Source organism: Bradyrhizobium sp. SHOUNA76, from assembly GCF_023006445.1.
GTDB lineage: Bacteria > Pseudomonadota > Alphaproteobacteria > Rhizobiales > Xanthobacteraceae > Bradyrhizobium.
The window spans coordinates 38,850-60,329 of sequence record NZ_JALBHA010000005.1 but is presented as its reverse complement, the minus strand read 5'-3'; the positions used below and the strand labels follow the sequence as shown (position 1 = coordinate 60,329).

The window sequence follows — 21,480 nt, the reverse complement described above, 5'->3', positions numbered from 1 at the left end:
ATGTCGATCCAGCCACGAGGGGACCTCACGACACGAACGCTCGCCATGCCCGCGGATGCGAACCCGAGCGGCGATATTTTCGGTGGCTGGGTGCTTTCGCAGATGGATATCGCGGGTGGCATCCATGCCGGTCAACGCGCGCAGGGGCGTGTCGCCACGGTCGCGATCGAGGCGATGCAATTCATCAAGCCAGTCCATGTCGGCGATGTCTTGTGTGTCTACGCGGCTCCCGAGCGTCTCGGCCGGACGTCGGTGGCGATCCGCCTAGAAGCCTGGGCGCTGCGCAGGCGGATGGGGGAACGTGTGAAGGTGACGGAAGGCATTTTTACTTTCGTCGCGCTCGATGACGATGGTCGGCCTACGCCGATCGCGGCCGCACAGGAAGGGCAGTAGTCACCAATGAAGGAGAGCGAAATGTCCGACAGCAAGCCGAAGGCGAACGAGAGCGACTGGGGCCCTGCCGGGCTCGATTTCGCCAAACTCATCGAATCCTGCCAGATCAGTGGCGTCGATATGAAGGCGTTGCTCGACATCGAGAAGAAGAACATCGATGCCCTCATCGAGGTCAACCGTTCGGCCTATGACAGCTGGCGAAGCCTGATGACGCGACAGGCTGAGGTCTTCCAGGAAACCATGAAGGCGATTGTTACCGAGGCGAGCAACGAGGCGGTGACGGGACGGCGCACAGAAATCGCCCGGCAGGGATTCGAAACAGCCCTCGCCAACATGCGGCAACTCGCCGAGACCGCGACCGAGCAGCAAAAACAAACCATCGAGATGCTGCGCCGGCGTTTCGAGGATGGAATGGCGGCGATGCGCACCCGCGGCGGAAGCGTCTGAGGATTGTCGACCACATAAGAAACAGGTGAGGGGCGTCTCGGCCTCTCGAGCCAAGCGAAGAATCGGGAAATACGATGGATCAGGATCTCAGGGAAGCCGCACTCGAATATCATCGCCTGCCGAGGCCGGGAAAGATTTCCGTCGTGCCGACTACAGCCATGGCGACGCAACGCGATCTGTCGCTGGCCTATTCGCCCGGCGTGGCGGAGCCTTGCCTGGTCATCGCCAAGGATCCGCTGCAGGCAGACCAACTGACGGCGCGCAGCAACCTTGTGGCTGTCGTCACCAACGGCACCGCCGTGCTTGGCCTTGGGAATATCGGCCCGTTGGCTGGCAAGCCCGTCATGGAAGGCAAGGCGTGCCTGTTCAAGAAATTCGCCGGCATCGACGTCTTCGACATCGAACTCGCCGAGGAGGACCCCGACGCTCTGATCGAGACCATCGCCAGGATGGAACCAACCTTTGGCGGCATCAATCTGGAGGACATCAAGGCGCCGGAATGCTTCTACATCGAGCAGCAGCTCCGCAAACGAATGAAGATCCCGGTCTTCCACGATGACCAGCACGGCACCGCGATTATCGCGGCGGCGGCAATCCTCAATGGCCTGAAGCTGGTCAGGAAGGATATCGCCGACGTCAAGCTGGTGTGCTCCGGCGCCGGCGCGGCCGCGCTGGCCTGTCTCGATCTCATCGTCAGCCTCGGCCTGCCGCATGACCATATCATCGTCACCGACGCAAAAGGCGTCGTCTTTGCCGGCCGCACGGATGGCATGGACGACAACAAGGCGCGCTATGCGGTGAAAACGGAGGCGCGAAGGCTGGACGAGATCATCCAGGACGCGGATATCTTTCTCGGCCTGTCGGCCGGCAACGTGCTGACGCAGGACATGGTCAAGAAGATGGCCCGGGACCCCCTGATCTTCGCCATGGCCAATCCGATCCCGGAAATCATGCCCGAGGACGCGCTGGCGGTCCGCCCGGATGCGATCATCGGCACAGGGCGTTCGGACTATCCCAACCAGATCAACAACGTTCTCTGCTTTCCCTTCATCTTCAGGGGGGCGCTGGACTGCGGAGCGACCACGATCAATGAGGAGATGAAGCTCGCGACGGTGCGCGCGCTGGCCGATCTGGCGATGACGGAAGTGCCCGAGGTGGTGGCTGTTGCGTATAAGGGAGAGGACCTTCGCTTTGGTCGCTCCTATCTCATTCCAAAGCCGCTCGACCCGCGGCTCATCGAAGTCGTAGCGCCCGCAGTAGCCAAGGCTGCGGCTGACAGCGGCGTCGCGAGGCGTCCGATCGCAGACATGGAAGCCTATCGCCAGCAGCTGAGCCGGTTCGTCTATCAATCCGGCAACGCGATGCAGCCGGTCTTCTCGGTGGCGAAGGGAAGCGGCAAGTCGCTGCTTCTGGCGGAGGGCGAAGACGAGCGTGTGCTGCGCGCAGCCCAGGTCGTCGTTGACGAGCAGATCGCAAAGCCATTTCTTGTCGGCCGGCCCTCGACAATCGAGGAACGGATCAAGTCCTTCGGTCTTCGGCTCAAGCCGGGTCTCGACTGCGAGATCGTCGATCCGAATGATCCGCAGGTCTATTCCAAATGTGCGGACGTATATCATGGGCGCAGGAAGCGCGACGGTGTGTCGGCCGGGCTGGCGCTCTCGGAGACGCGCGGCAGCGCGACCGTGCTCGCCTCGATCCTCCTCGAAAGAGGCATCGGCGATGCGATGCTGTGCGGGGTCGTCGGCAGGACGTCCGATCACTTGACCGCCATCCGCAACGTGATCGGGGCTCGCGACGGCGTGCGGACGCTCGCCGTGATGCAGATGCTCATCCTCCCGCAGCATCAGCTGTTCATTTGCGACACCCACTGCAATCTCAATCCGACCGCCGAACAGGTCGCCGACATCGCATTGATGGCGGCAGCGGAGGTCAGCAGATTTGGCATTACGCCGCGGGTGGCGTTGCTGTCGCATTCGAGCTTCGGGAGCTCCGCGGTCCCGGAAGCTCACAAGATGCGGGAGGCGCGGGCGATCATCCTCGAGCGATCCCCCGATCTGGCGGTCGAAGGCGAGATGCGCGGCGACGCCGCACTGTCGCCATCGGTGCTGCACCACGAGTTTCCCGATTCCGGATTCGAGGGGCCGGCGAATGTCCTGGTGATGCCGAATCTCGACGCCGCCAATATCTCCTACAATTTGTTGCGGATGGCGGCGGGGCAGGGACTGACGGTCGGCGGAATCCTGCTCGGCGCGGCGAAGCCGGCCCACATTCTCACGCCGTCGTCCACCGTGCGGCGAATTGTGAATATGGCGGCTGTCGCGGTCGCGGACGCCGTCTCCGAGAGGGCTTGATCGGCAGGATGCGTTTGCGCGGGTTGTGAACTCGATCGGTCGAGGCCATCATGAGTAAGCCGCAGTTGGGAAAATCCCGAATCGTGATTGTCGGAGGCGGAGCCGGCGGATTGGAGCTGGCGACCCGCCTTGGCGACAAATACGGCCGCAAGGGCAAGTTCGAGATCACGTTGATCGAGCGCAGCCGCACCCACGTGTGGAAGCCGAAGCTGCACGAGATTGCCGCCGGCAGCATGGATATTTCAGCGCACGAGGTCGACTATCTCGCGCAATCCTACTGGCACGGCTTCCGCTACCGGATCGGGGAGATGATCGGGATCGATCGGGATCGCCGCCAGGTGCTGGTGGCGCCCTATCTCGACACCGAAGGCCGCGAGGTCACCCCGAAGCGGACCTTCAATTATGACGTCCTTGTCGTTGCCGTCGGAAGCCAGAACAACGATTTTGGCACTGCCGGCGTCGTTGATCATGCCATTAAGCTGGAATCGCAGCTCGATGCGCGGCGGTTTCACGAGCGCATGGTCAATGCCTGCATCCGCGCCCATGCCCAGGCGTCGCCCTTGGGAATTCATCAGTTGAAGGTCGCCATCATCGGTGCCGGTGCGACCGGTGTCGAACTTGCCGCCGAACTGCACAGGACGACGCGGGAAGTGGTGGCGTACGGCCTCGACCAGGTCGATCCCCAAAAGGACATCAGGATCACTCTGATCGAGGCCGCTGATCGGGTGCTTCCTGCGCTGCCCGAACGGGTTTCGGAAGAGACCGAGAAGCTGCTTGCGAGGCTCGGGGTCAACGTGCTGGTCGGCGCCAAGGTCTCCGAAGTCCGTCCCGATCGCGTGAGCCTGACGGATGGCCGGACGATCCCCGCCGAGCTGATCGTCTGGGCGGCGGGCGTCAAGGCGCCAGATTTCCTGAAGGATATCGCCGGACTCGAGAGCAACCGGATCAATCAGCTCGTCGTCCGGCCGACGCTTCAAACAACACGCGACGACGCCATCTTCGCCATCGGCGACTGCTCGGCCTGCCCCTGGGGCGAGCGCGGCAACGTACCGCCGCGCGCGCAGGCGGCTCACCAGCAGGCCTCGCATCTCTATTCGCAAATTCCGCGCTTTCTGCGGGGCGAGCCGCTCAGGGAGTATCGTTACAGGGATTTCGGGTCCCTGGTGTCGCTCGGCGAATTCAGCACGGTCGGCTCGATGATGGGAGCACTGGTGGGCGGCAGCCTCGTGTTCGAAGGCATTTTCGCTAGGATGATGTACCTGTCGCTCTACAAGATGCACGAACATGCGCTGCATGGTGCGGTCAAGGTTGCACTCGACACACTCGCGCGGCTGATTACCCGGCGCACTGAACCGCATGTGAAGCTGCATTGATGGATACTTGATTTAGGCGAGGGCGTGAACCGGGAGGAATGTTGATGGACGCCGTGTTCCTTGCGCGCATACAGTTCGCCGCCAACATCACGTTCCATATCCTGTTTCCGTCGATCTCGATCGCTCTGGGCTGGGTGCTGCTGTTCTTCAGGTTCAAGTACCTGCGTGCGACCGATCCGCAAGAGAAGATCGACTGGCTTCTCGCCTACCGCCTGTGGACCAAGGTGTTCGCCCTGACATTCGCGCTCGGCGTCGTCAGCGGTGTCACCATGAGCTTCCAGTTCGGCACGAACTGGCCCGGCTACATGGAGCGCGTCGGGAATATTGCCGGGCCGCTGCTCGGCTATGAGGTGCTGACCGCATTCTTCCTGGAAGCGGGCTTTCTCGGTGTCATGCTGTTTGGCCACCGCCGGGTCGGCGAGATCGTGCACCTGGGGGCCACCGTCCTCGTCGCGTTCGGTACGTTGATGAGCGCATTCTGGATCCTTGCCCTCAATTCATGGATGCAGACGCCGGCGGGATACGAGATCGTCAATGGTCAGTTTCACGCGCGTAGCTGGCTGGAGATCATCTTCAATCCGTCTTTCCCGTATCGTTTGGTTCATATGGTGCTTGCGTCCGCGCTGACTTGTGCGTTCCTGCTGATCGGGATCAGCGCCTGGCAACTCCTCAAGGGCGTAGCTGTGGCCAGTGCGTCCCGTGTGCTGCGGACCGGGATCGTCCTCGCTGCCCTGGTCGCGCCGGCGCAGATGGTGGCGGGCGATTTTCACGGGCTCAATACGCTGAAGCATCAGCCGCAGAAGATCGCGGCCGTCGAAGGCATCTGGGAAACGACGCGCGGCGCGCCGCTGCTGCTGTTCGCGATCCCGGACGATGCGGCGAGAACGAACCGCTTCGAGGTGGCGGTGCCGAAGCTCGCAAGTCTGATCCTCCGGCACGATCCGGACGGAGAGCTCAAGGGACTGAATGAGTTTCGCTCGGCCCATCCGCCGGTCCTGCCGCTGTTCTGGTCATTTCGGATCATGGTCGGGACCGGAATCTTGATGCTCTTGGTCAGCTGGATCGGCCTTTGGCAACACTGGCGCGACGGCTGGGATTTCGTCCGGATGCCGCGGCCGATGCTCAGGATATTCGCCGGGATGACCTTTGCTGGCTGGGTTGCGACCATTGCCGGATGGTACGTCACCGAGATCGGGCGCCAACCCTTCATCGTTTCCGGCCTCATTCGAACTGCCGACGTCGCCTCGCGGGTGCCGTCATCGAGCATTGCCGTGACACTCGCCATCTATGCTGCGGTCTATCTGGCGTTGCTCGTCGCCTATGTCGGCGTGCTCAAATTCATGTCGGAAACAGCCGAAAAGAAGATGGACGGAATCATGCGGGTGAATCCGGCAGGTGAGCGGCAGCCATATCAGCGCCATGGAGAATTCGCATGACTTCGATGTCGTTCGACGAACTGCTCCCGCTGATCTTCATCGGGCTGATGGGATTGTCGCTGCTCATCTATGTCGTGAGCGACGGGTACGATCTCGGGGTCGGCATGCTGATGCACAGGGCGACACCCAAGGAGCGGGATACCATGGTCGCATCCATTGGCCCGTTCTGGGATGCCAACGAAACGTGGCTGGTCCTTGGCGTCGGCCTTCTCCTGATTGCGTTCCCCAAGGCGCACGGGCTGGTCCTATCGGAATTGTACCTGCCGACCGCGCTCATGCTGGTCGGTCTGATTTTGCGCGGCGCGGCCTTTGATTTCAGGGTCAAGGCCAAGGCCGGTCGCAAGACGATGTGGGACCATCTGTTCATCGCAGGATCGATGCTTGCCTCCATCTGTCAGGGGTGGATGCTCGGCCGCTATATCAGCGGCTTCGGCGAGGGCTGGAACTATCCGATCTTTGCCGGCGCCATTGCGGTCGCGCTGCCGATGGCCTACGCGCTGCTCGGCGCTACATGGCTGGTGATGAAGACGGATGGTCCGCTGCAGGACAAGGCGATCGCGTGGAGCAAGATCGCCTGGCCGCCCATGGTCCTCGGCCTGATCCTGATTTCGATGGCAACGCCCTGGATCAGCGAGACCGTCCGCGTGCGATGGTTCACCTTGCCGGCGATCATTGCTGTGGCATCGATCCCGATCACTGCAGGGATCGCGCTCGTGGCGGTGCGCGTCCTGCTCGGTTCGCCCGCCGTGCGCGGCGGCCTGTGCTGGCTGCCATTCGCGCTGCTTGTGCTGGTCTTCCTCCTGAGCTTCCTTGGCCTGAGCTACAGCATCTACCCCTTCGTGGTAATCGACAGGCTTACGGTCTGGGAGGCCGCCAGCAGCCCCGACTCGCTCAAGGTCATCCTGATCGGGGTTTGCGTCACGCTCCCTGTCATCATCGCTTATACCGGATTTTCCTATCGCGTATTTCGGGGCAAGACCATAGAGTTAGACTATGCGTGAGGGGTCGTCAGCGGTGGCCGACGCGCCTCGGTTTGTGCTGGTTCACACGATGACGGAGCTTCCAACCCTGGTGAACTTCAAGAGGAGCCCCCAAATCAGGTCGATGGAATGGGGCTCCTTGCGTTGGCTTGTTCGCGGAACAGCTGCGCTGGCGCTGGTCGCTGCCGCTTCGTGGCTCGGATATGCCGTGGCCTTTCAGCGCGGACTGGACCATTTGCATGTTGCCGCTCAGCAGCGACTTGCGGTGGAGGCAGCCCGGCTCGACGGTCACCTCTCCAGGTTTGAATATTTGCCGTCGTTGCTTGAGACGTCCCCGAGCGTGTTTCGGTTGCTCGGCGATCCCGCTGATGCCGCGCTGCAGCAATCGGTCAGCCTGTATTTGAAGTCGATCAATCTGCTTGCCGGGGCTGACAACCTCTACGTCCTGAGCACCTCGGGCGAAGCGTTGGCCGCGGCCGATTTCGAGGACGCGGGCACACCGGTTGGCCGAAATCTGTCGTATCGCCCGTATGTGAGCGAGGCTCTCGCGAGCGGCCGAGGCGCGTTCTTCGGTGTCGGTATCACCAGCGCGCGCGCCGGTTACTATCTCTCCTATGCGTTGAAGGATGGCGGGGTCACGAAAGGTATCGCCGCCGCGAAGGTCAATCTGGATTCGTTCGAGCGCGGGTGGCGTGATATTGCAGGCGACATTCTTCTCGTCGACGAACGTGGGGTCACGATACTCGCCTCCCGCGACGAATGGCGCTATCGCCCGATGGCGGTGCTGTCGCCTGGAACGCGCGACGACATTGCTCGGTCGAGACCGTACGGGAATCACGACCTGACGCCGCTCGGGTGGACCGTGCTGGCTCAATCCGAGGGCGTTGCCTCACGCATCATCAGCGAGCGCGGAACCGCCTATACCGTCAGCGAGTTTCCGATCAATCGTGGCTTCTGGAAACTCGTCCTTCTGGATGACGAGGCGCCGACCCGACAGACCGCTCTGATCATCGGCGCGTTGTCGGGCCTCGCTTCCGTGGTTGCCTTGCTGGCGCTTGGCCTCGTGGTTCAGCGCCGGAGAGCGATCAGGCAGAGGCTAGCCAACCAGGCGGCGCTGCAGGCGGCGAACGACATGCTCGAGAGCAGGGTGCAGGAACGTACCTCCGAGCTGCGGGCCGCGCAGGATGAATTGGTTCATGCCGGCAAGCTGGCTGCCCTCGGCCAGATGTCCGCCGGGATCGTGCATGAATTGAATCAGCCCTTGGCGGCGCTGCAGACTGCGGCCGACAATGCGGTGTTGCTGGTCGATCGCGGGTCGATCGGCGATGCCCGCGGAAACCTCACACGGATTGGCGAACTGGTGCGGCGGCTCGGACGCCTGACCGGGCAGCTGCGGGTTTTCGCATACAAGTCGAGCAGCCCGCTTGACGCCGTCTCTGTCGAACATGCCGTGGCTGAATCGCTCAAGATACTCGCCGCGCGTGTCAAGGAGGGCGGTGTTGCAGTCGAAACGGATGTCGACGCTGACCTCAGCGTCGTTGCCGATCAGACGCGGCTTGAGCAGCTGTTCTGCAACGTTCTGGCCAATGCATTGGATGCTGTGGAGAGCGTCGAGCAGAAGTCGATCGTGATCCGGGCGACGCGCGATGAGGGGCAGGCCGCACGCTGCCGCATTGCCATCAGCAACACTGGTCCCGCGATCGCATCCGATGTTCTCCAACGGATGTTCGAACCTTTCGTGACGACCAAGCCCGCGGGCAAGGGCCTCGGCCTTGGCCTGATGCTGTCCAACCACATCGCGCGTTCCTTTGGCGGCGAATTGCGGGGACGAAATCTTCCGGGCGGTGCCGAATTTGTCGTGATCCTTCCGATGGCCGAGATTACAGAGGCGGTTTCGCATGGGCGATGAGCAATCGATTGGCGTAATCTACGTCGAGGACGACGAGGATGTCCGCATCGGCGGCATTCAGGCACTCGAACTTGCCGGGCTGTCGGTCTCGGGATTTGCTTCGGTTGAGGCCGCCAACGTATCAGTGCGATCCGACATGCCTTTTGTCGTGGTCTGCGACGTCCGTTTGCGCGGCAAGAGCGGCCTGGAATGGCAATCCGATCTGCGCAGGCTGGATCAGGATCTGCCGGTCATCCTGATCACCGGCCATGGCGATATTTCCATGGCCGTGCAGGCGATGCGGAACGGCGCCTACGACTTCATCGAGAAGCCCTGCTCCTCGGAGCAGCTGATCTCGGTGGTACGCCGGGCGGTGGAAAAGCGGCGCCTTACCTTGGAAGTGCGCTCATTGCGATCCGCGTTGGCGGACCGCCAGGGAATCGAGGCCAGCCTGCTCGGCCGATCCCCGCAGATCCAGGAAGTACGCCGGCTCGTATCCACATTGGCCGCGACCAATGTCGACGTCACCATCTATGGCGAGACCGGAACCGGCAAGGATGTCGTCGCGCGTTGCTTGCACAATCACAGCGGCCGCCGCGCCGGGAATTATGTCGCGGTAAATTGCGGAGGCCTGCCTGAGTCGCTGGTCGAGAGCGAGCTGTTCGGCCACGAAGTTGGGGCATTCACCGGCGCCACCCGCCAGCGTATTGGCAAGATCGAGTATGCAAATGGCGGAACGCTGTTTCTCGACGAAATCGAGAGCATGCCGCCGAGCGTGCAGGTGAAATTGCTTCGGTCACTGCAGGACCGGTCGATCGAGCGCGTCGGAACCAACAAGCCGATTTCAGTGGACTGTCGCGTGGTGGCGGCAAGCAAGACAAATTTGCTCGAGCTGAGCGAAAAGAAGCTGTTTCGCGCAGATCTCTATTATCGTCTCGGCGTGGCGTTCATCGAGCTGCCGCCGCTTCGGGAGCGGCGCGAAGATATCCCGCTGCTGTTCGAGCACTTCACTCTGGATGCCGCCCGACGGTTCGAGCGGGATGCGCCGATACTGGGCGAGCAGACGATGTCGGCGTTGCTTTCTTATTCGTGGCCGGGGAACGTGCGTGAGCTTCGCAACGTCGCTGACCGTTTTGTGCTTGGTGTGCTCGATGGCAAGGCCATCAACAAGTCCGGGTTCGGCACGTTGGACCTGTCGTTGCCTCGACAACTCGAAAATATCGAGCGATCGATCATCGAGGATGCGCTGCGGCGCAAGCAGGGCGACGTGCAGGCAACCGCTGCGCTATTGGGCATCCCGAAGCAAACCCTGTACGACAAGATCAAGCGTCTTGCCGTGAACGTTGACGGAATCCGCGAAGGCGCGATCGTTCGCCCCTGAATCTGACGAAGGCGAGTAACACCGTGACGCCGCTGGGCGGCGCCGTGCTGCCGGACATGGCATGCTCACGGCGTACGAGAATGAAGGGCTGAAAGAAGAAGCTGCAACAGGAAACGCAACACTGCACCCTATTTGCTGAGTGAGGGATAGCTGATGAATCGGCCATTCAATATGCCGGACGAGTTTGTCGACGGATTCATGAAGGCAGGAGCGAGCCTGTGGCGGTCGCTGGGGTTGGCGGAGAATGGCGAATGTGACGGCGCGGCGGCCAGCTCACCTCTGGGTTCGTCGAGGCGCATCGCCGAATTGCAGGCCGACTATCTGAAAGGTTTGTACCAACTTTCGGAACACATCATCAAATCGGCAGCAGGCGGGCAGAGTGAAGGGGGCGTCGAAACCCCGCGCGGCGACCGCCGGTTCAATGGCACCGAATGGCGGGAGAATTCGCTCTACAGCATATTAAAGCAATACTACCTGCTGAACGCGCGCTATTGCACCGACTTCGTCGAAGCGCTGGATATGGACGAGAAGGAAAAGCACCGCCTGCGCTTCTTCACCCGTCAGTTCGTCGAGGCGATGAGTCCGACGAATTTTATCGCCACCAATCCTGACGTGATCAAGCTCGCGACCGATACCGAGGGTCAAAGCCTCAAGGCGGGCCTTGACAATTTGATGGCGGATCTGGGCAAGGGCAACCTGACGATCACGGACGAGAGCGCGTTCGAGGTCGGCAAGGACGTCGCCACTTCGAAGGGCGCGGTCGTGTTCGAAAACGACCTGTTTCAGCTGATTCAATATGAGCCCGCGACGGCAGAGGTGGCCGCGCGACCTCTGCTGATCGTCCCGCCGTGTATCAACAAGTTTTATATCCTTGACCTCCAGCCGGCCAATTCCTTTGTCCGCTTTGCGATTGAGCATGGCCTGACGGTCTTCATGGTGTCGTGGCGCAATCCGGATGAGTCTTGCGGCCATATCCGATGGGATGACTACGTCGAGCAGGGTGCGATGCGCGGCATTGAGATTGCTCAATCGATCTCGGGTGCCGACAAGGTCAATGTCGTCGGCTGGTGCGTCGGGGGAACCATCCTGTCGTCGGCGCTTGCGATTTTGCGGGCGCGAGGCGATGAGTCGGTTGCCAGCGTCACATTGCTGACGACGATGCTCGATTTCCGCGAGCCGGGCGATCTCGGCGTGTTTGTGGACGAAGAGAGCGTGCGGCAGCGGGAACATGCGATCGGCAATGGCGGCATCTATCGCGGCGCCGAACTCGGCTTCGTCTTCCAGACCCTCCGTTCGAGAGAGCTGATATGGCCGAATGTGATCAACAATTATCTGAAAGGTAAGCCGCCCGAGCGCTTCGACCTTCTGTTCTGGAACGCCGACGTCACCAATCTGCCGGGGCCGATGTATTGCTGGTACATCAGGAACATGTACCTGGAAAATAACCTTCGGCAGCCGAACAAGTTGACAATGTGCGGTACGCCAGTGGATCTCGGGCGGGTCGACCTGCCTGCCTATGTTCTGGCGGCCGTCGAAGATCACATCGTGCCCTGGCGATCCGCCTATCGGACCACGGGCCTGTTCGGCGGCCGCACTCGCTTCGTCCTGGGAGCGAGCGGGCACATTGCCGGCGTGATTAATCCCGCCTCCAAGAACAAGAGAAGCTATTGGGTATCGGCCGATTCCTGGGATGAACCGGCAAAATGGCTAGCAGGCGCCGAAGAAAAGCCGGGCAGTTGGTGGAACGACTGGATCGGCTGGCTCAAGCCGCAGGCGGAAAAGAAGCTGCCGGCCCGCACGCAACTCGGCAGCAACCTTCATCCTCCGGGCGAGTCTGCACCCGGTCGATATGTGAAGGTGAGGGTGGGCTGAAGAGTGAGCCGCAAAACAAGGAAAATTGGAGCGCCCGACACGATTTGAGCGCGTGATCGTTGCCGTCGGAGTCAGCGCCAAGCGACTAACTCAAATAGCAATTTGAGACGGTTGCAGGTCCTACGATTTGGGCCCATTTGCCGCTTCTCAAGTCGTTCGAGCACAGGCTCGCTGCTTGATTTCCTTTGACGACGCTCCCCTGCACTAGCTCAAATTGGCCCATGGTGGATTGGAGCAAGAGTTCAATCGTTTCAATTGCTTGAGGGGCGGTGTGTGCACGACGTGTGCACCGGGAGATCAAAAGAGATCGCGACAGCCAGCGTAAGCAAGGTTCTCTGAAACGGTAGATCAGTCTTGGAAAGCGTCACTTCTTCGCTGCGCATTTGTGTACCTGCGCCCGCGACCTGGCGCATCCATACGCACCAACTAACTCTTCAGCGGGTCCCGGGTTCGAGGCCTGGTGCGCCTACCACTCCTTGCAAGGACTACCGCGGTTTCGCATCAGAACGGACCTTTTAGTTGGGAGGTGCTCTGAACTTGCCTGAGAACCAGACTTAGGATACCTGGGCGCGCAAACCGGACAATCCGGAACAAGATTCGTAACGATTTGAAGCTCAAGTCGTTTCGGACTTGAGCGCGATTCGGGATGTCGGCGGTGGGGTCCCGACATCCCGGATTTTCAGGTCCGATGTCCGGTCAAGGCAGAATTGGTGGATGGTAGGTGAAAGTCGCCATCAAGATCGCAGCCAGGATCATGACGATCGGAAAGTGCACGAAGAATTGCACGGACGTGTAGCCGATCAAGTCCTTTGACTTCAAACCAAGCACGCCAAGCAATGGCAACATCCAGAATGGGTTGATGAAGTTCGGCAGCGTCTCGGCGATGTTGTAGACCATAGTGGTCCAGCCCAGATGAGCCCCGACTTCGTTGGCCGCCTTCATGATGTAGGGCGCCTCGATCATCCATTTGCCGCCGGCCGACGGGATGAAGAAGCCAAGCGTCGCGGAATAGATCCCGATCAGGAACGAGAACACGGTCGAGTTGACCGAGACGTTGGCGAACCAGTGAGCGACGGTATCGGACAGCGTCAGCCCGCTGGCATTCGGCACCTTGGTCAGCATGTGGGCGATGCCGGCATAGAACGGAAACTGTAACAGCAGGCCGGAGATGCTCGGCGTTCCCTTGGAAAAAGCCTCGAGCAGGCTGCGGGGACGCCAGTGCAGGAGAATGCCAAGCACCAGAAACACGAAGTTATAGGTGTTCAGGCCTGACAGTGTGATCAGCGGATTGCCGGATTGGAAGGTCTGCCAGAGCCAGCCCGACGCCAGTGCGACGGTCAGAATGGTCAGAACGGGGCTGAACTCGAGAAAGTCACCCGGCCGGGTCGGCTTTTTTGGCTCGATCCGGTCGTCGTCGAGAGACACGCCGAGATCCTCTGCGGTTCTGGTCAGCGCCTCATTTGGTACCGTCAGGTAGCAGACCGCCGCGGACAGTGCGGTCACGACGATGATCGTCACCAGGTTTTGCCACGTCAGGATCGTCTCGGAGAAGCTGATGACGCCGGTGATCGGCATCAGCGAACTCGGAATGCTTGCCGCGTTGGCCTGAAGCTGGGCGACCGATGAGGTGATGCCGAGCGTGAAGCCACAGCCGAGGCCGAGATATCCGGCCGCACCGGCTGCGCGATAGTCGAGCTTGATGTCCTTGCGCCGTGCGATCTCGCGGACCAGCAGGCCCGAAAAAATCAGGCTCAGGCTCCAGTTCAGCAACGACGCGGCAATGCTGAGCACGCCCACGAAGACCACGGCGCCGCGCGCCGTCGAGGGTACGTTGGCCAGCCGTCGCATGAGGGCCGAGACAGGTGGCGACATCGCGACCACATAGCCGGCGACCGCGGCCAGCGCCAACTGCATCGTGAAGGGAATGAGATTCCAGAAGCCGTCGCCAAAGGCGCGGCTGACTGCGAGCGGCGAGCCGCCATGCGCGATGGTGCCGAGCGCGATCACCACCACGGCCACCAGAACGAACACATAAGCATCGGGGAACCAGCGCTCGGCGAAGCTGACCATGTGCTGCGAGAATCTTGCAAGCACGTTGTCCTGTGTCGGCGTCTCATCCAGGAAGATGGCTTTATCCGTCGTGTCGGTCATTGCGGCCCCCATAGTCGCGTTGGTGTTGCGTTCGTTTTGTCACTGCCGGTCAGAGTGCAAGCGTGAGTTCCGAGAGCGGAACGGATTGGCAAGTCAGGCACTGGTCGGGCGCGCTGTCGCCGCCGCCGACCTGTGCGACATCGCCATCGACGACGCGCATGAGGCAGCTCTCGCACTGGCCGACACGGCAGCCGCTGGGCAGGGACAGACCGGCTGCTTGGGCCGCATCGAGAAGGGTCCCGAGCTGCGGCGTCCAGGTGAAGCTCTTGCCGCTATCGGCGATGTGGACGGTTTGCGGCTTCAGTGTGCGCGGCACGACCGGCGGCGAGGTGAAAGCTTCCGAGAAGACGTCGAAGCGCGGGACGCCCCGTTCGATCAGTCGGGCTATCATCGACGTCGTGAAGTCCGGCGAACCGCAGAGATAGGCGAGGGGCCTTTGTGGCAGCAACGGATCAATCGCCGACAGGTCCAGCCGCCCCGTGTAGTCGTAATCCCCGGGACAACGATCTTTTGCGCGCGGCACCGAATACGCCGTGACGAGATCGAGCTCTGGTAGCAGGTCTGCGAGCTCTCGCAACCGACCGGCAAATGCATGTTCGTCGCCATTGCGGCAACCATAGAGCAGCAGCACTCGGGCGACGCGTTCGGCGGGCTGCAGTCTCGCCAGGGCTTCGAGATGACCGACAAACGGCGTGATGCCGATTCCGGCGGCAAGAAAAATTAGCGGCCGGCGTCCTTGCAGCGGCGGCGTGAAAATGCCCTTCGGCGCCTCGATCCGAACATCATCGCCGACCGCCAGACGATGAACGTGATCGGAAAGGTGAACCGTATCGTTGGCGAGTCCTGAAGCGCGGGCCCGGCGCTTGCTGACCGCGATCGACAGAACATCGCGGCCGTTATGGCCGGTCAGCGAATAGGCGCGGGCAACATCGAGTCCCGGCAGGCTCAGCAGGACGTGCTGTCCGGGGCGGAATGCGGGAATCGCGCCGCCGTCGCGCGGCAAAAGCTCGAGCGCGACAACGTCGTCGGTCTCGCGATGAACGGCCGAGACCGCGAAGTCGCGCTTGCCGGTCCAGTGGCCGCGGCTCGCGGTCTCATCCTTGCGAATGTCGCAACTCGTAGCGCGGAGTGGCACCGAGCCGCTCACGGGATCGCGGGTCGCGTCGCTGAGCGCATCATTCATATTGGAGGTCGGCAATCCTGCAGGCTGGATCGCGTCGCGTCCGAGCGGCGGACAATCCTCCCACCAGCCGAACTCGGCGACGGCTACGCGATCGTCGAGCGCCTCGTTCAGCCGCACGCGTAGCCGGACCTCTCCGGCCGAGGTTTTGACGATCGCCCAGTCACCGTCCCTGAGGCCGCGCGCGGCTGCGAGCGTTGGGTTGATCTCGATCGCCGGATCGGGCGTCTTCTTGCGAAGGGAGGCGACGTGACGATGCGAAGAGTGGACAAACCAGCCGCTCTTGGCCGTCGTGAGCACCAGTGGAAACCGGCTGTCGGCGTGGTCGGCGAGCGGACTTTCGGCAGGCTCGATGTGCCCCGGCAACGGCGCATAGCCATGTTCGAGCATCAGTTCCGAATAGATCTCGACGCGACGGGTGGCGGTGGTAAAGCCGGCAATTGTACCGTCCGGCTGCACCAGCGTGTATTTCTCATGCTCAAGGAGCTGAGGGAAACGCATGCCCAGGGGATGGCGGCGCAATTCGTCGACCGTCACGCCGAGCGGCGCGAGCTGATAATTCCAGCCCGCGCGGATGTCGCCGCCGAAGAATTGATCGGCAAGGCCCAGCCTGACCGCAAGCTCGATGGCAATTTCATAGTCCGCCTTGGAAGCGCCGAGCGGCGGCAACGCCTGCGCACGGAACTGGACCGTCTCGACGGCTTCCTGGGTGATTTCGAAGCCGATCTTCAGAGCGTCCCGTTCCCACGGCATGTTGGCCGGCAGCACGATGTCGGCATTCTCCGCCGTCGGATTCATGAACATGTCGACGTGGACGTGGAAGTCGAGCGCGCGCAGCGCCTCACGATTGCGCGACGAGTGCCCCTGCGAGACGATGAAATTGGTACCGAAGCTCATCAGCGCCCGTACCTGGTAGGGTTCGCCGGTCAGGACCGCGCGGCTGAAGTCCCGAGCCGTGATCCATCCCCGGCTCGGCGGGCCGAGCGGCAATTCGCCGAGACCGAGCGCCTTGGCCCTTTGCCCCGGCGGCAACAAGGAATAATCGTTGACAGTGCGTGTCGGAGGAGGCGCCGGCCAAACATTGCCGCCGGGCCGGTCACAAGCACCGGTGAGTGCATAGAGCGTTGCAATCGCCCGCTCGATCATCGTCGCATTGGTGTGCTGGCCCACGCCGGTCCAGGAATGATACGCGAGCCGCGGGCGGTTCTCGAACAGTTGGTAGAAGTTCGCGAGTTTGACCTCGTCGAGCCAAGTCAGTTCGGCGACGCGGGCGGGCGTGTAGGGAGCGGCTTCGGCAGTCAACAGACGGAAGGCGGTCGCGGCGGCAATCACACGTCCATCCCGCGCACTGAGTGTTGCACCGCCATCCAACTCGCAGGAGGCGGGGTCGAGCGCCGCGAGGCCTGGATTGAAGGCGCGTGCCGCTCCGGACCGATCCAGCACGACGAAGTTGTCGTCTGATTGATGGGCCCAGAGTTCACTCGCGCGAACGAAGCGGCCCGTGTCGGTGTCGATCAGCAGCGGCCCGTTGGTCCAGCGCGTTGCAAAGTCCGCGTCGTATGAGTTCGTGGTGATGAGGTGCCGGATTGCGCCCATCGCCAGCGCGCCGTCCGCACCCGGACGGATACGCATCCAGATATCGGCTTGCTGCCCGGAGCCGTTCGGTTTGGGATCGACCACCGCAACCCGCGCCCCGCGCCGCCGTGCGTCTGCGACGCGCGTTGCCTGGGCAAGCCAGGTGCGGGCCGGATTATGTCCCCACAGCACGATGGCGTCGGCCCGGTCATAGTCGGGAACGCCGATGCCGCGTCCGAAAGTCAGAGCATGGGCATAGTCCTTGTGCCAGCCGCAGACTTCGACCGCGTAGATCAGGTTGGGGCTGCCGAAGCACCGAATGAAGCGCTCGACCCATTCGAAGCTGTCGACCATTGGCGTGCCGCTCGGCGTGGTGACGGCAAAGGCCACCGCTTCGGCTCCAGATGTTTTGCGAATGTCGCCGAGCTTGTTGGCGATGTCTTCCAGCGCCTCATCCCAGGAAATTTCGATCCAGCCGGGATCGGCCGCATCCCTGGGCGCGGTCCGGCGAAGCGGTTTCGTCAGGCGGCGCGGACTGTGCACCATCTCGGGCGCGGCCCGACCCTTCGCGCACAATGCTCCGCCGGTCGGATGTCCGGGCAGGGTTTTGACTGCAATCAGCCGGCCATTTTCGACGACCATGGTCGACCCGCATCGGGATCGGCAAAGCGTGCAATAGCCGGGTACGCGCTGCGCCATAGGGGTGCCACACCGTCCGAAGGTTCGATAGTAGTGCGTTACAGTAAAGCGTTACATAGCATTGTCCCTGCCGTATTCTTCGTCAAGCCTATTTATTGTGCCGCGACCAAACCTGACTATTGTGCCGCGGACGGACCGGATGATTCCGGAGCCGACCAAGCGGGAACGGGATGGATCAGAATTTAAGGGAGCAGGTGCTGCAGCAGGTGCGCGCCGAGATTATCTCCGGGCAGAGCATGCCGGGATCGATGTATTCCGTGCCGACACTGGCGGCGAGCCTGGGTGTATCGACGACACCGGTCAGGGAAGCGCTGCTCGAATTGGCGCGCAGCGGGCTGATCGAGCCGATGCGCAATCGCGGCTTCAAGGTGGTCGAGCCGACCTTGACCGAACTGCGCAACCTGTTCGATCTCCGCGAGGTGCTGGAGCTCCATGCGGCGGCGATCGTTGCGCGTAAGCCCAAGAAAAATCTCAAGCAGCTTGTCCGTTTTGCCGATGAGGTTGCCCGCGCAGTCAAGATGGAGGACATCGGCCTCTATCTCGAAGCCGATCGAAGCTTTCACCAATTGCTGACGGCAGCGGCGGACAATGCGCGCCTGACCGAAATGGTGATGGGATTGCGCGACCAGATGCGGCTCTACGGTATCAAGTCGCGTGCAGGTCTTGCCCGCCAGAATGAATCCGCCGCGGAGCACTATCAGATCGTCGAGCTCGCAATGGCCGGCGAGGAAGAGGCCCTTGCCAATCTTCTCAGGCGCCACATCAGGGCGTGGGAGCCAATCTTCGTCGAGGCGCTATCGCGGATGACGAATCCGCGCGAGCCGATCGTCGCTAATCGCGATCATGGCCGGTAATTACCGGCCAAAATCGAAGCAGATCCAAGGTTTCCTGGGATGTTGGTGATCGCAATGAAGTGGCGCGGGTGAGGCCTTAGCGTCGTCTTCGCGCTTTTACGAAAGTCCCGCAGTTGCGTATGCGATGCGCTGGCACGCATCTTGGAGTTCGGTGGCGGAGGTCGCGTAGGAAATCCTGAAATAGGGTGAGAGGCCGAACGCCGAACCCGGAACGACTGCGACGCCCGCCGCGCGCAGGAGATACTCGGCGAAGTCTTTGTCGCTCCCCAGCGTTTGCCCCTCAGGAGTGATTTTGCCCATCACGCCGGCGCAGCTCGCAAACGTGTAGAAGGCGCCCTTGGGCACGCGACAGGTGATGCCTTGGATCCCGTTCAACGCGCCGACGACAAGATCGCGCCGTTCTTGAAACGACCGGCAGCAATCGCGGACGAAATCCTGCGGGCCATTCAGCGCCTCGATGGCGGCGGCCTGACTGACCGACGAGGGGCAGGAGGTCGACTGGCTCTGGACCACGGCCATGGCCCGGATCAGAGCGCTAGGTCCGCCGCCATAGCCGATGCGCCAGCCGGTCATGGCGTAGGCCTTCGAAACGCCGTTGACGGTCAGCGTCCGGTTGCGCAGGGCCGGCTCGATTGCCGCCGGCGTGGCGAAGCGAAAGCCGTCATAGACGATATGCTCGTAAATATCGTCCACCATCAGCCAGACGTGCGGATGCTCGAGGAGTACGTCGAGGATCGGTCGGTAAGCGGCCTCTGAATAGGACGCGCCGGACGGATTTGACGGCGAGTTCAGCATGACCCATCGCGTGCGAGGCGTGATGGCGCGTTCAAGATCGTCAGTCGAAAGCCGAAAGCCATTGGCTTCGGAACATGGCACCAGCACCGGCGTGCCGCCGGCGATTGCGACGATGTCGGCATATGTCACCCAGAACGGCGTTGGGATGATGACCTCGTCGCCAGGGTTGATGGTGGCCATCATGGCGTTGAAAAGCACCTGCTTGGCGCCGGCTGACACGGTGATCTCGTCCTGCGCGAATTCGAGCCCGTTATCGCGCTTGAACTTTGCGCGAATAGCGGCCTTGAGTTCAGGCGCGCCGTCCAAAGCGGTGTATTTGGTCGCGCCGGCGCGCATCGCGCGCTCGGCTGCATCCTTGATGGAGTCCGGCGTATCGAAGTCAGGCTCGCCCGCACCGAGGATGATAACGTCCCGGCCCTGGCGCTTCATCTCCGCCGCGAGTCCGCTGATCTTCAGGATCTCCGACACGCCAATCGACGAAAGGCGGTCGGAGACGCGGAATTGCGTCGAGCTGTGGAAGGGCACGTTCATGCATCTTTTCTTTATGCCACGTCGAACTTGACGCCCTGGGCGAGCGGCAATGTGCGGCCAAAATTGATCGTATTGGTCGCGCGGCGCATGTAAGCCTTCCAGGCATCCGAGCCCGACTCGCGTCCACCGCCGGTTTCCTTCTCGCCTCCGAAAGCGCCGCCGATTTCGGCGCCGGATGGGCCGATGTTGACGTTGGCGATGCCGCAATCCGATCCACGCACGGACAGGAAAGCTTCGGCTTCGCGCAGGTCATTGGTGAAGATCGAGGACGAGAGTCCCTGCGGGACTGAATTGTGCAGGTCGAGCACCGCATCGAAATCGCGATATTTGATCACATAGAGAATGGGGGCAAAGGTCTCGTGCACAACGGGACCGACTTGTTCTGCGATCTCGACCAGCGCCGGGCGGACATAGTAGGCCTCATCGGCGCCGTCGCAGAGGATCCGCTCACCGCCGAACACCGTGCCGCCCTCAGCCCGCGCCTCGCTCAGCGCTTTCTGCATCGAGGTGAACGCTGCCGCGTCGATCAGCGGACCGACCAGGGTGCCGTCCTCGAGCGGGTTGCCGATGGTCACGGACTCATAGGCGCGCTTCAGACGCGGCAGAAACGTCTCGTAGACGCTTTCGTGAACGAAGAGCCGCCGCATTGTGGTGCAGCGCTGACCCGCCGTGCCCATGGCGGCGAACGCGACTCCGCGCAGCGTCAGGTCGAGGTCCGCCGTTGGCGCGACGATTGCGGCGTTGTTGCCGCCCAGCTCAAGGATCGCGCGCGCAAAACGCTTTGCGAGCCGCGGTCCGACGGTACGTCCCATCGCCGTCGAGCCGGTCGCCGACACCAGAGGGACCTTGACGTGATCCACGAGGACTTCACCGATGTCGCGGCTACCGAAGAGAACGGTTGAAAGCGCATCCGGCGCCGTGCCGCCTTCCGCCTTGAAGCGCTCCAGCGCGCGATCGAACAGCGCTTCCGTCGCAAGCGCCGTCAGCGGTGTTTTCTCGGACGGCTTCCAGACGATGCTGTTGCCGCAAATCAGCGCCAGCGCCGCGTTCCATGCCCATACTGCGACGGGAAAGTTGAACGCCGAGATGATCCCGGTAACGCCGAGCGGATGCCAGCTTTCCATCATCCGGTGCTCGCTGCGCTCGGTTGCGATGGTCAGGCCATAGAGCTGGCGCGACAGACCCACTGCGAAGTCGCAGATATCGATCATCTCCTGAACCTCGCCAAGGCCCTCGGAGGCAATCTTGCCGGCCTCGATCGATACGAGCCTGCCGAGCGCGTGCTTGTTGGTACGCAGCTCCTCGCCAAGGAGGCGGACGAGTTCACCGCGCTTCGGGGCGGGGACAAGCCGCCATTCGAGGAAGGCCGCATGTGCCTTGTCGATTGCTGCCTGCGCGTCAGCGGCACCGATCTCGTTGACGTGGCCCGTGATCTCGCCGGTGATCGGCGATCGTGCAATCAGCTTGCCGCCGGTGTAGAGGCCGCGCTTGACGCCGAGTGTGCTCAGGAGGGCGTCCGCCTCGCCCGCCAGGGATTTGATGGCGCGCGTTGAAATCTGGGTTGTGTTCGTCAT

General features: G+C 62.0%; 14 protein-coding genes. 10 read left to right on the top strand and 4 right to left on the bottom strand.

The genetic code is table 11. The features are described 5' to 3' along the window. The 9 genes from MOV74_RS01915 (at position 1) to phaC (ending at position 12,121) form a co-directional block, all read left to right on the top strand. On the top strand, positions 1 to 393 hold the full coding sequence (locus MOV74_RS01915; RefSeq protein ID WP_246917132.1) for an acyl-CoA thioesterase: 393 nt from the start codon (positions 1 to 3) through the stop codon (positions 391 to 393). A 21-nt stretch (positions 394 to 414) separates the two neighbouring features. Further along, positions 415 to 840, top strand: coding sequence for a TIGR01841 family phasin (gene phaP, locus MOV74_RS01910; RefSeq protein ID WP_246917129.1), 426 nt, complete (start codon positions 415 to 417; stop codon positions 838 to 840). Between the two features lie 74 nt (positions 841 to 914). Then, complete coding sequence (locus MOV74_RS01905; protein ID WP_246917126.1) at positions 915 to 3,191, top strand: NADP-dependent malic enzyme; 2,277 nt, start codon at positions 915 to 917, stop codon at positions 3,189 to 3,191. A gap of 50 nt (positions 3,192 to 3,241) precedes the next feature. Continuing rightward, positions 3,242 to 4,564: an NAD(P)/FAD-dependent oxidoreductase gene (locus tag MOV74_RS01900; RefSeq protein ID WP_246917123.1), complete on the top strand. Its 1,323-nt coding sequence runs from the start codon at positions 3,242 to 3,244 to the stop codon at positions 4,562 to 4,564. A 44-nt stretch (positions 4,565 to 4,608) separates the two neighbouring features. Continuing rightward, positions 4,609 to 6,000 carry a cytochrome ubiquinol oxidase subunit I gene (locus MOV74_RS01895; protein WP_246917120.1) on the top strand — a complete coding sequence of 464 codons (1,392 nt, stop codon included), beginning with the start codon at positions 4,609 to 4,611 and terminating at the stop codon, positions 5,998 to 6,000. Then, complete coding sequence (locus tag MOV74_RS01890; protein WP_246917117.1) at positions 5,997 to 7,001, top strand: cytochrome d ubiquinol oxidase subunit II; 1,005 nt, start codon at positions 5,997 to 5,999, stop codon at positions 6,999 to 7,001. Before MOV74_RS01895 ends, MOV74_RS01890 begins: the two co-directional genes overlap by 4 nt. Positions 7,002 to 7,188: 187 nt before the next feature. Continuing rightward, the gene (locus MOV74_RS01885) at positions 7,189 to 8,889 is read left to right on the top strand and encodes an ATP-binding protein (RefSeq protein ID WP_309486768.1); all 1,701 of its coding nucleotides are present in this window, start codon (positions 7,189 to 7,191) and stop codon (positions 8,887 to 8,889) included. Then, the gene (locus MOV74_RS01880) at positions 8,879 to 10,249 is read left to right on the top strand and encodes a sigma-54 dependent transcriptional regulator (protein WP_246917115.1); all 1,371 of its coding nucleotides are present in this window, start codon (positions 8,879 to 8,881) and stop codon (positions 10,247 to 10,249) included. The genes MOV74_RS01885 and MOV74_RS01880 overlap by 11 nt, the downstream gene beginning before the upstream one ends. Positions 10,250 to 10,402: 153 nt before the next feature. Further along, entirely contained in the window at positions 10,403 to 12,121 is a 1,719-nt protein-coding gene (phaC, locus tag MOV74_RS01875; RefSeq protein WP_246917112.1) for a class I poly(R)-hydroxyalkanoic acid synthase, read from the top strand. A 696-nt stretch (positions 12,122 to 12,817) separates the two neighbouring features. Here the strand turns inward: phaC and MOV74_RS01870 are convergent. After that, a complete protein-coding gene (locus tag MOV74_RS01870) occupies positions 12,818 to 14,272 on the bottom strand; it encodes a short-chain fatty acid transporter (RefSeq protein WP_246917109.1) in 1,455 nt (484 codons plus the stop codon). 49 nt (positions 14,273 to 14,321) lie between these two features. Next, positions 14,322 to 17,726, bottom strand: coding sequence for a molybdopterin-dependent oxidoreductase (locus MOV74_RS01865; RefSeq protein WP_258719481.1), 3,405 nt, complete (start codon positions 17,724 to 17,726; stop codon positions 14,322 to 14,324). Between the two features lie 170 nt (positions 17,727 to 17,896). Between MOV74_RS01865 and MOV74_RS01860 the strand changes: the two genes are divergently transcribed. Then, positions 17,897 to 18,580 carry a GntR family transcriptional regulator gene (locus MOV74_RS01860; RefSeq protein ID WP_246917103.1) on the top strand — a complete coding sequence of 228 codons (684 nt, stop codon included), beginning with the start codon at positions 17,897 to 17,899 and terminating at the stop codon, positions 18,578 to 18,580. Positions 18,581 to 18,676: 96 nt separating this feature from the next. Here MOV74_RS01860 and MOV74_RS01855 read toward each other — a convergent pair whose 3' ends face one another. Next, on the bottom strand, positions 18,677 to 19,906 hold the full coding sequence (locus MOV74_RS01855) for a pyridoxal phosphate-dependent aminotransferase (RefSeq protein WP_249797416.1): 1,230 nt from the start codon (positions 19,904 to 19,906) through the stop codon (positions 18,677 to 18,679). Between the two features lie 11 nt (positions 19,907 to 19,917). Then, positions 19,918 to 21,480 (bottom strand): aldehyde dehydrogenase family protein, encoded by a 1,563-nt coding sequence (locus tag MOV74_RS01850; RefSeq protein ID WP_246917100.1) that lies wholly within the window; start codon positions 21,478 to 21,480, stop codon positions 19,918 to 19,920.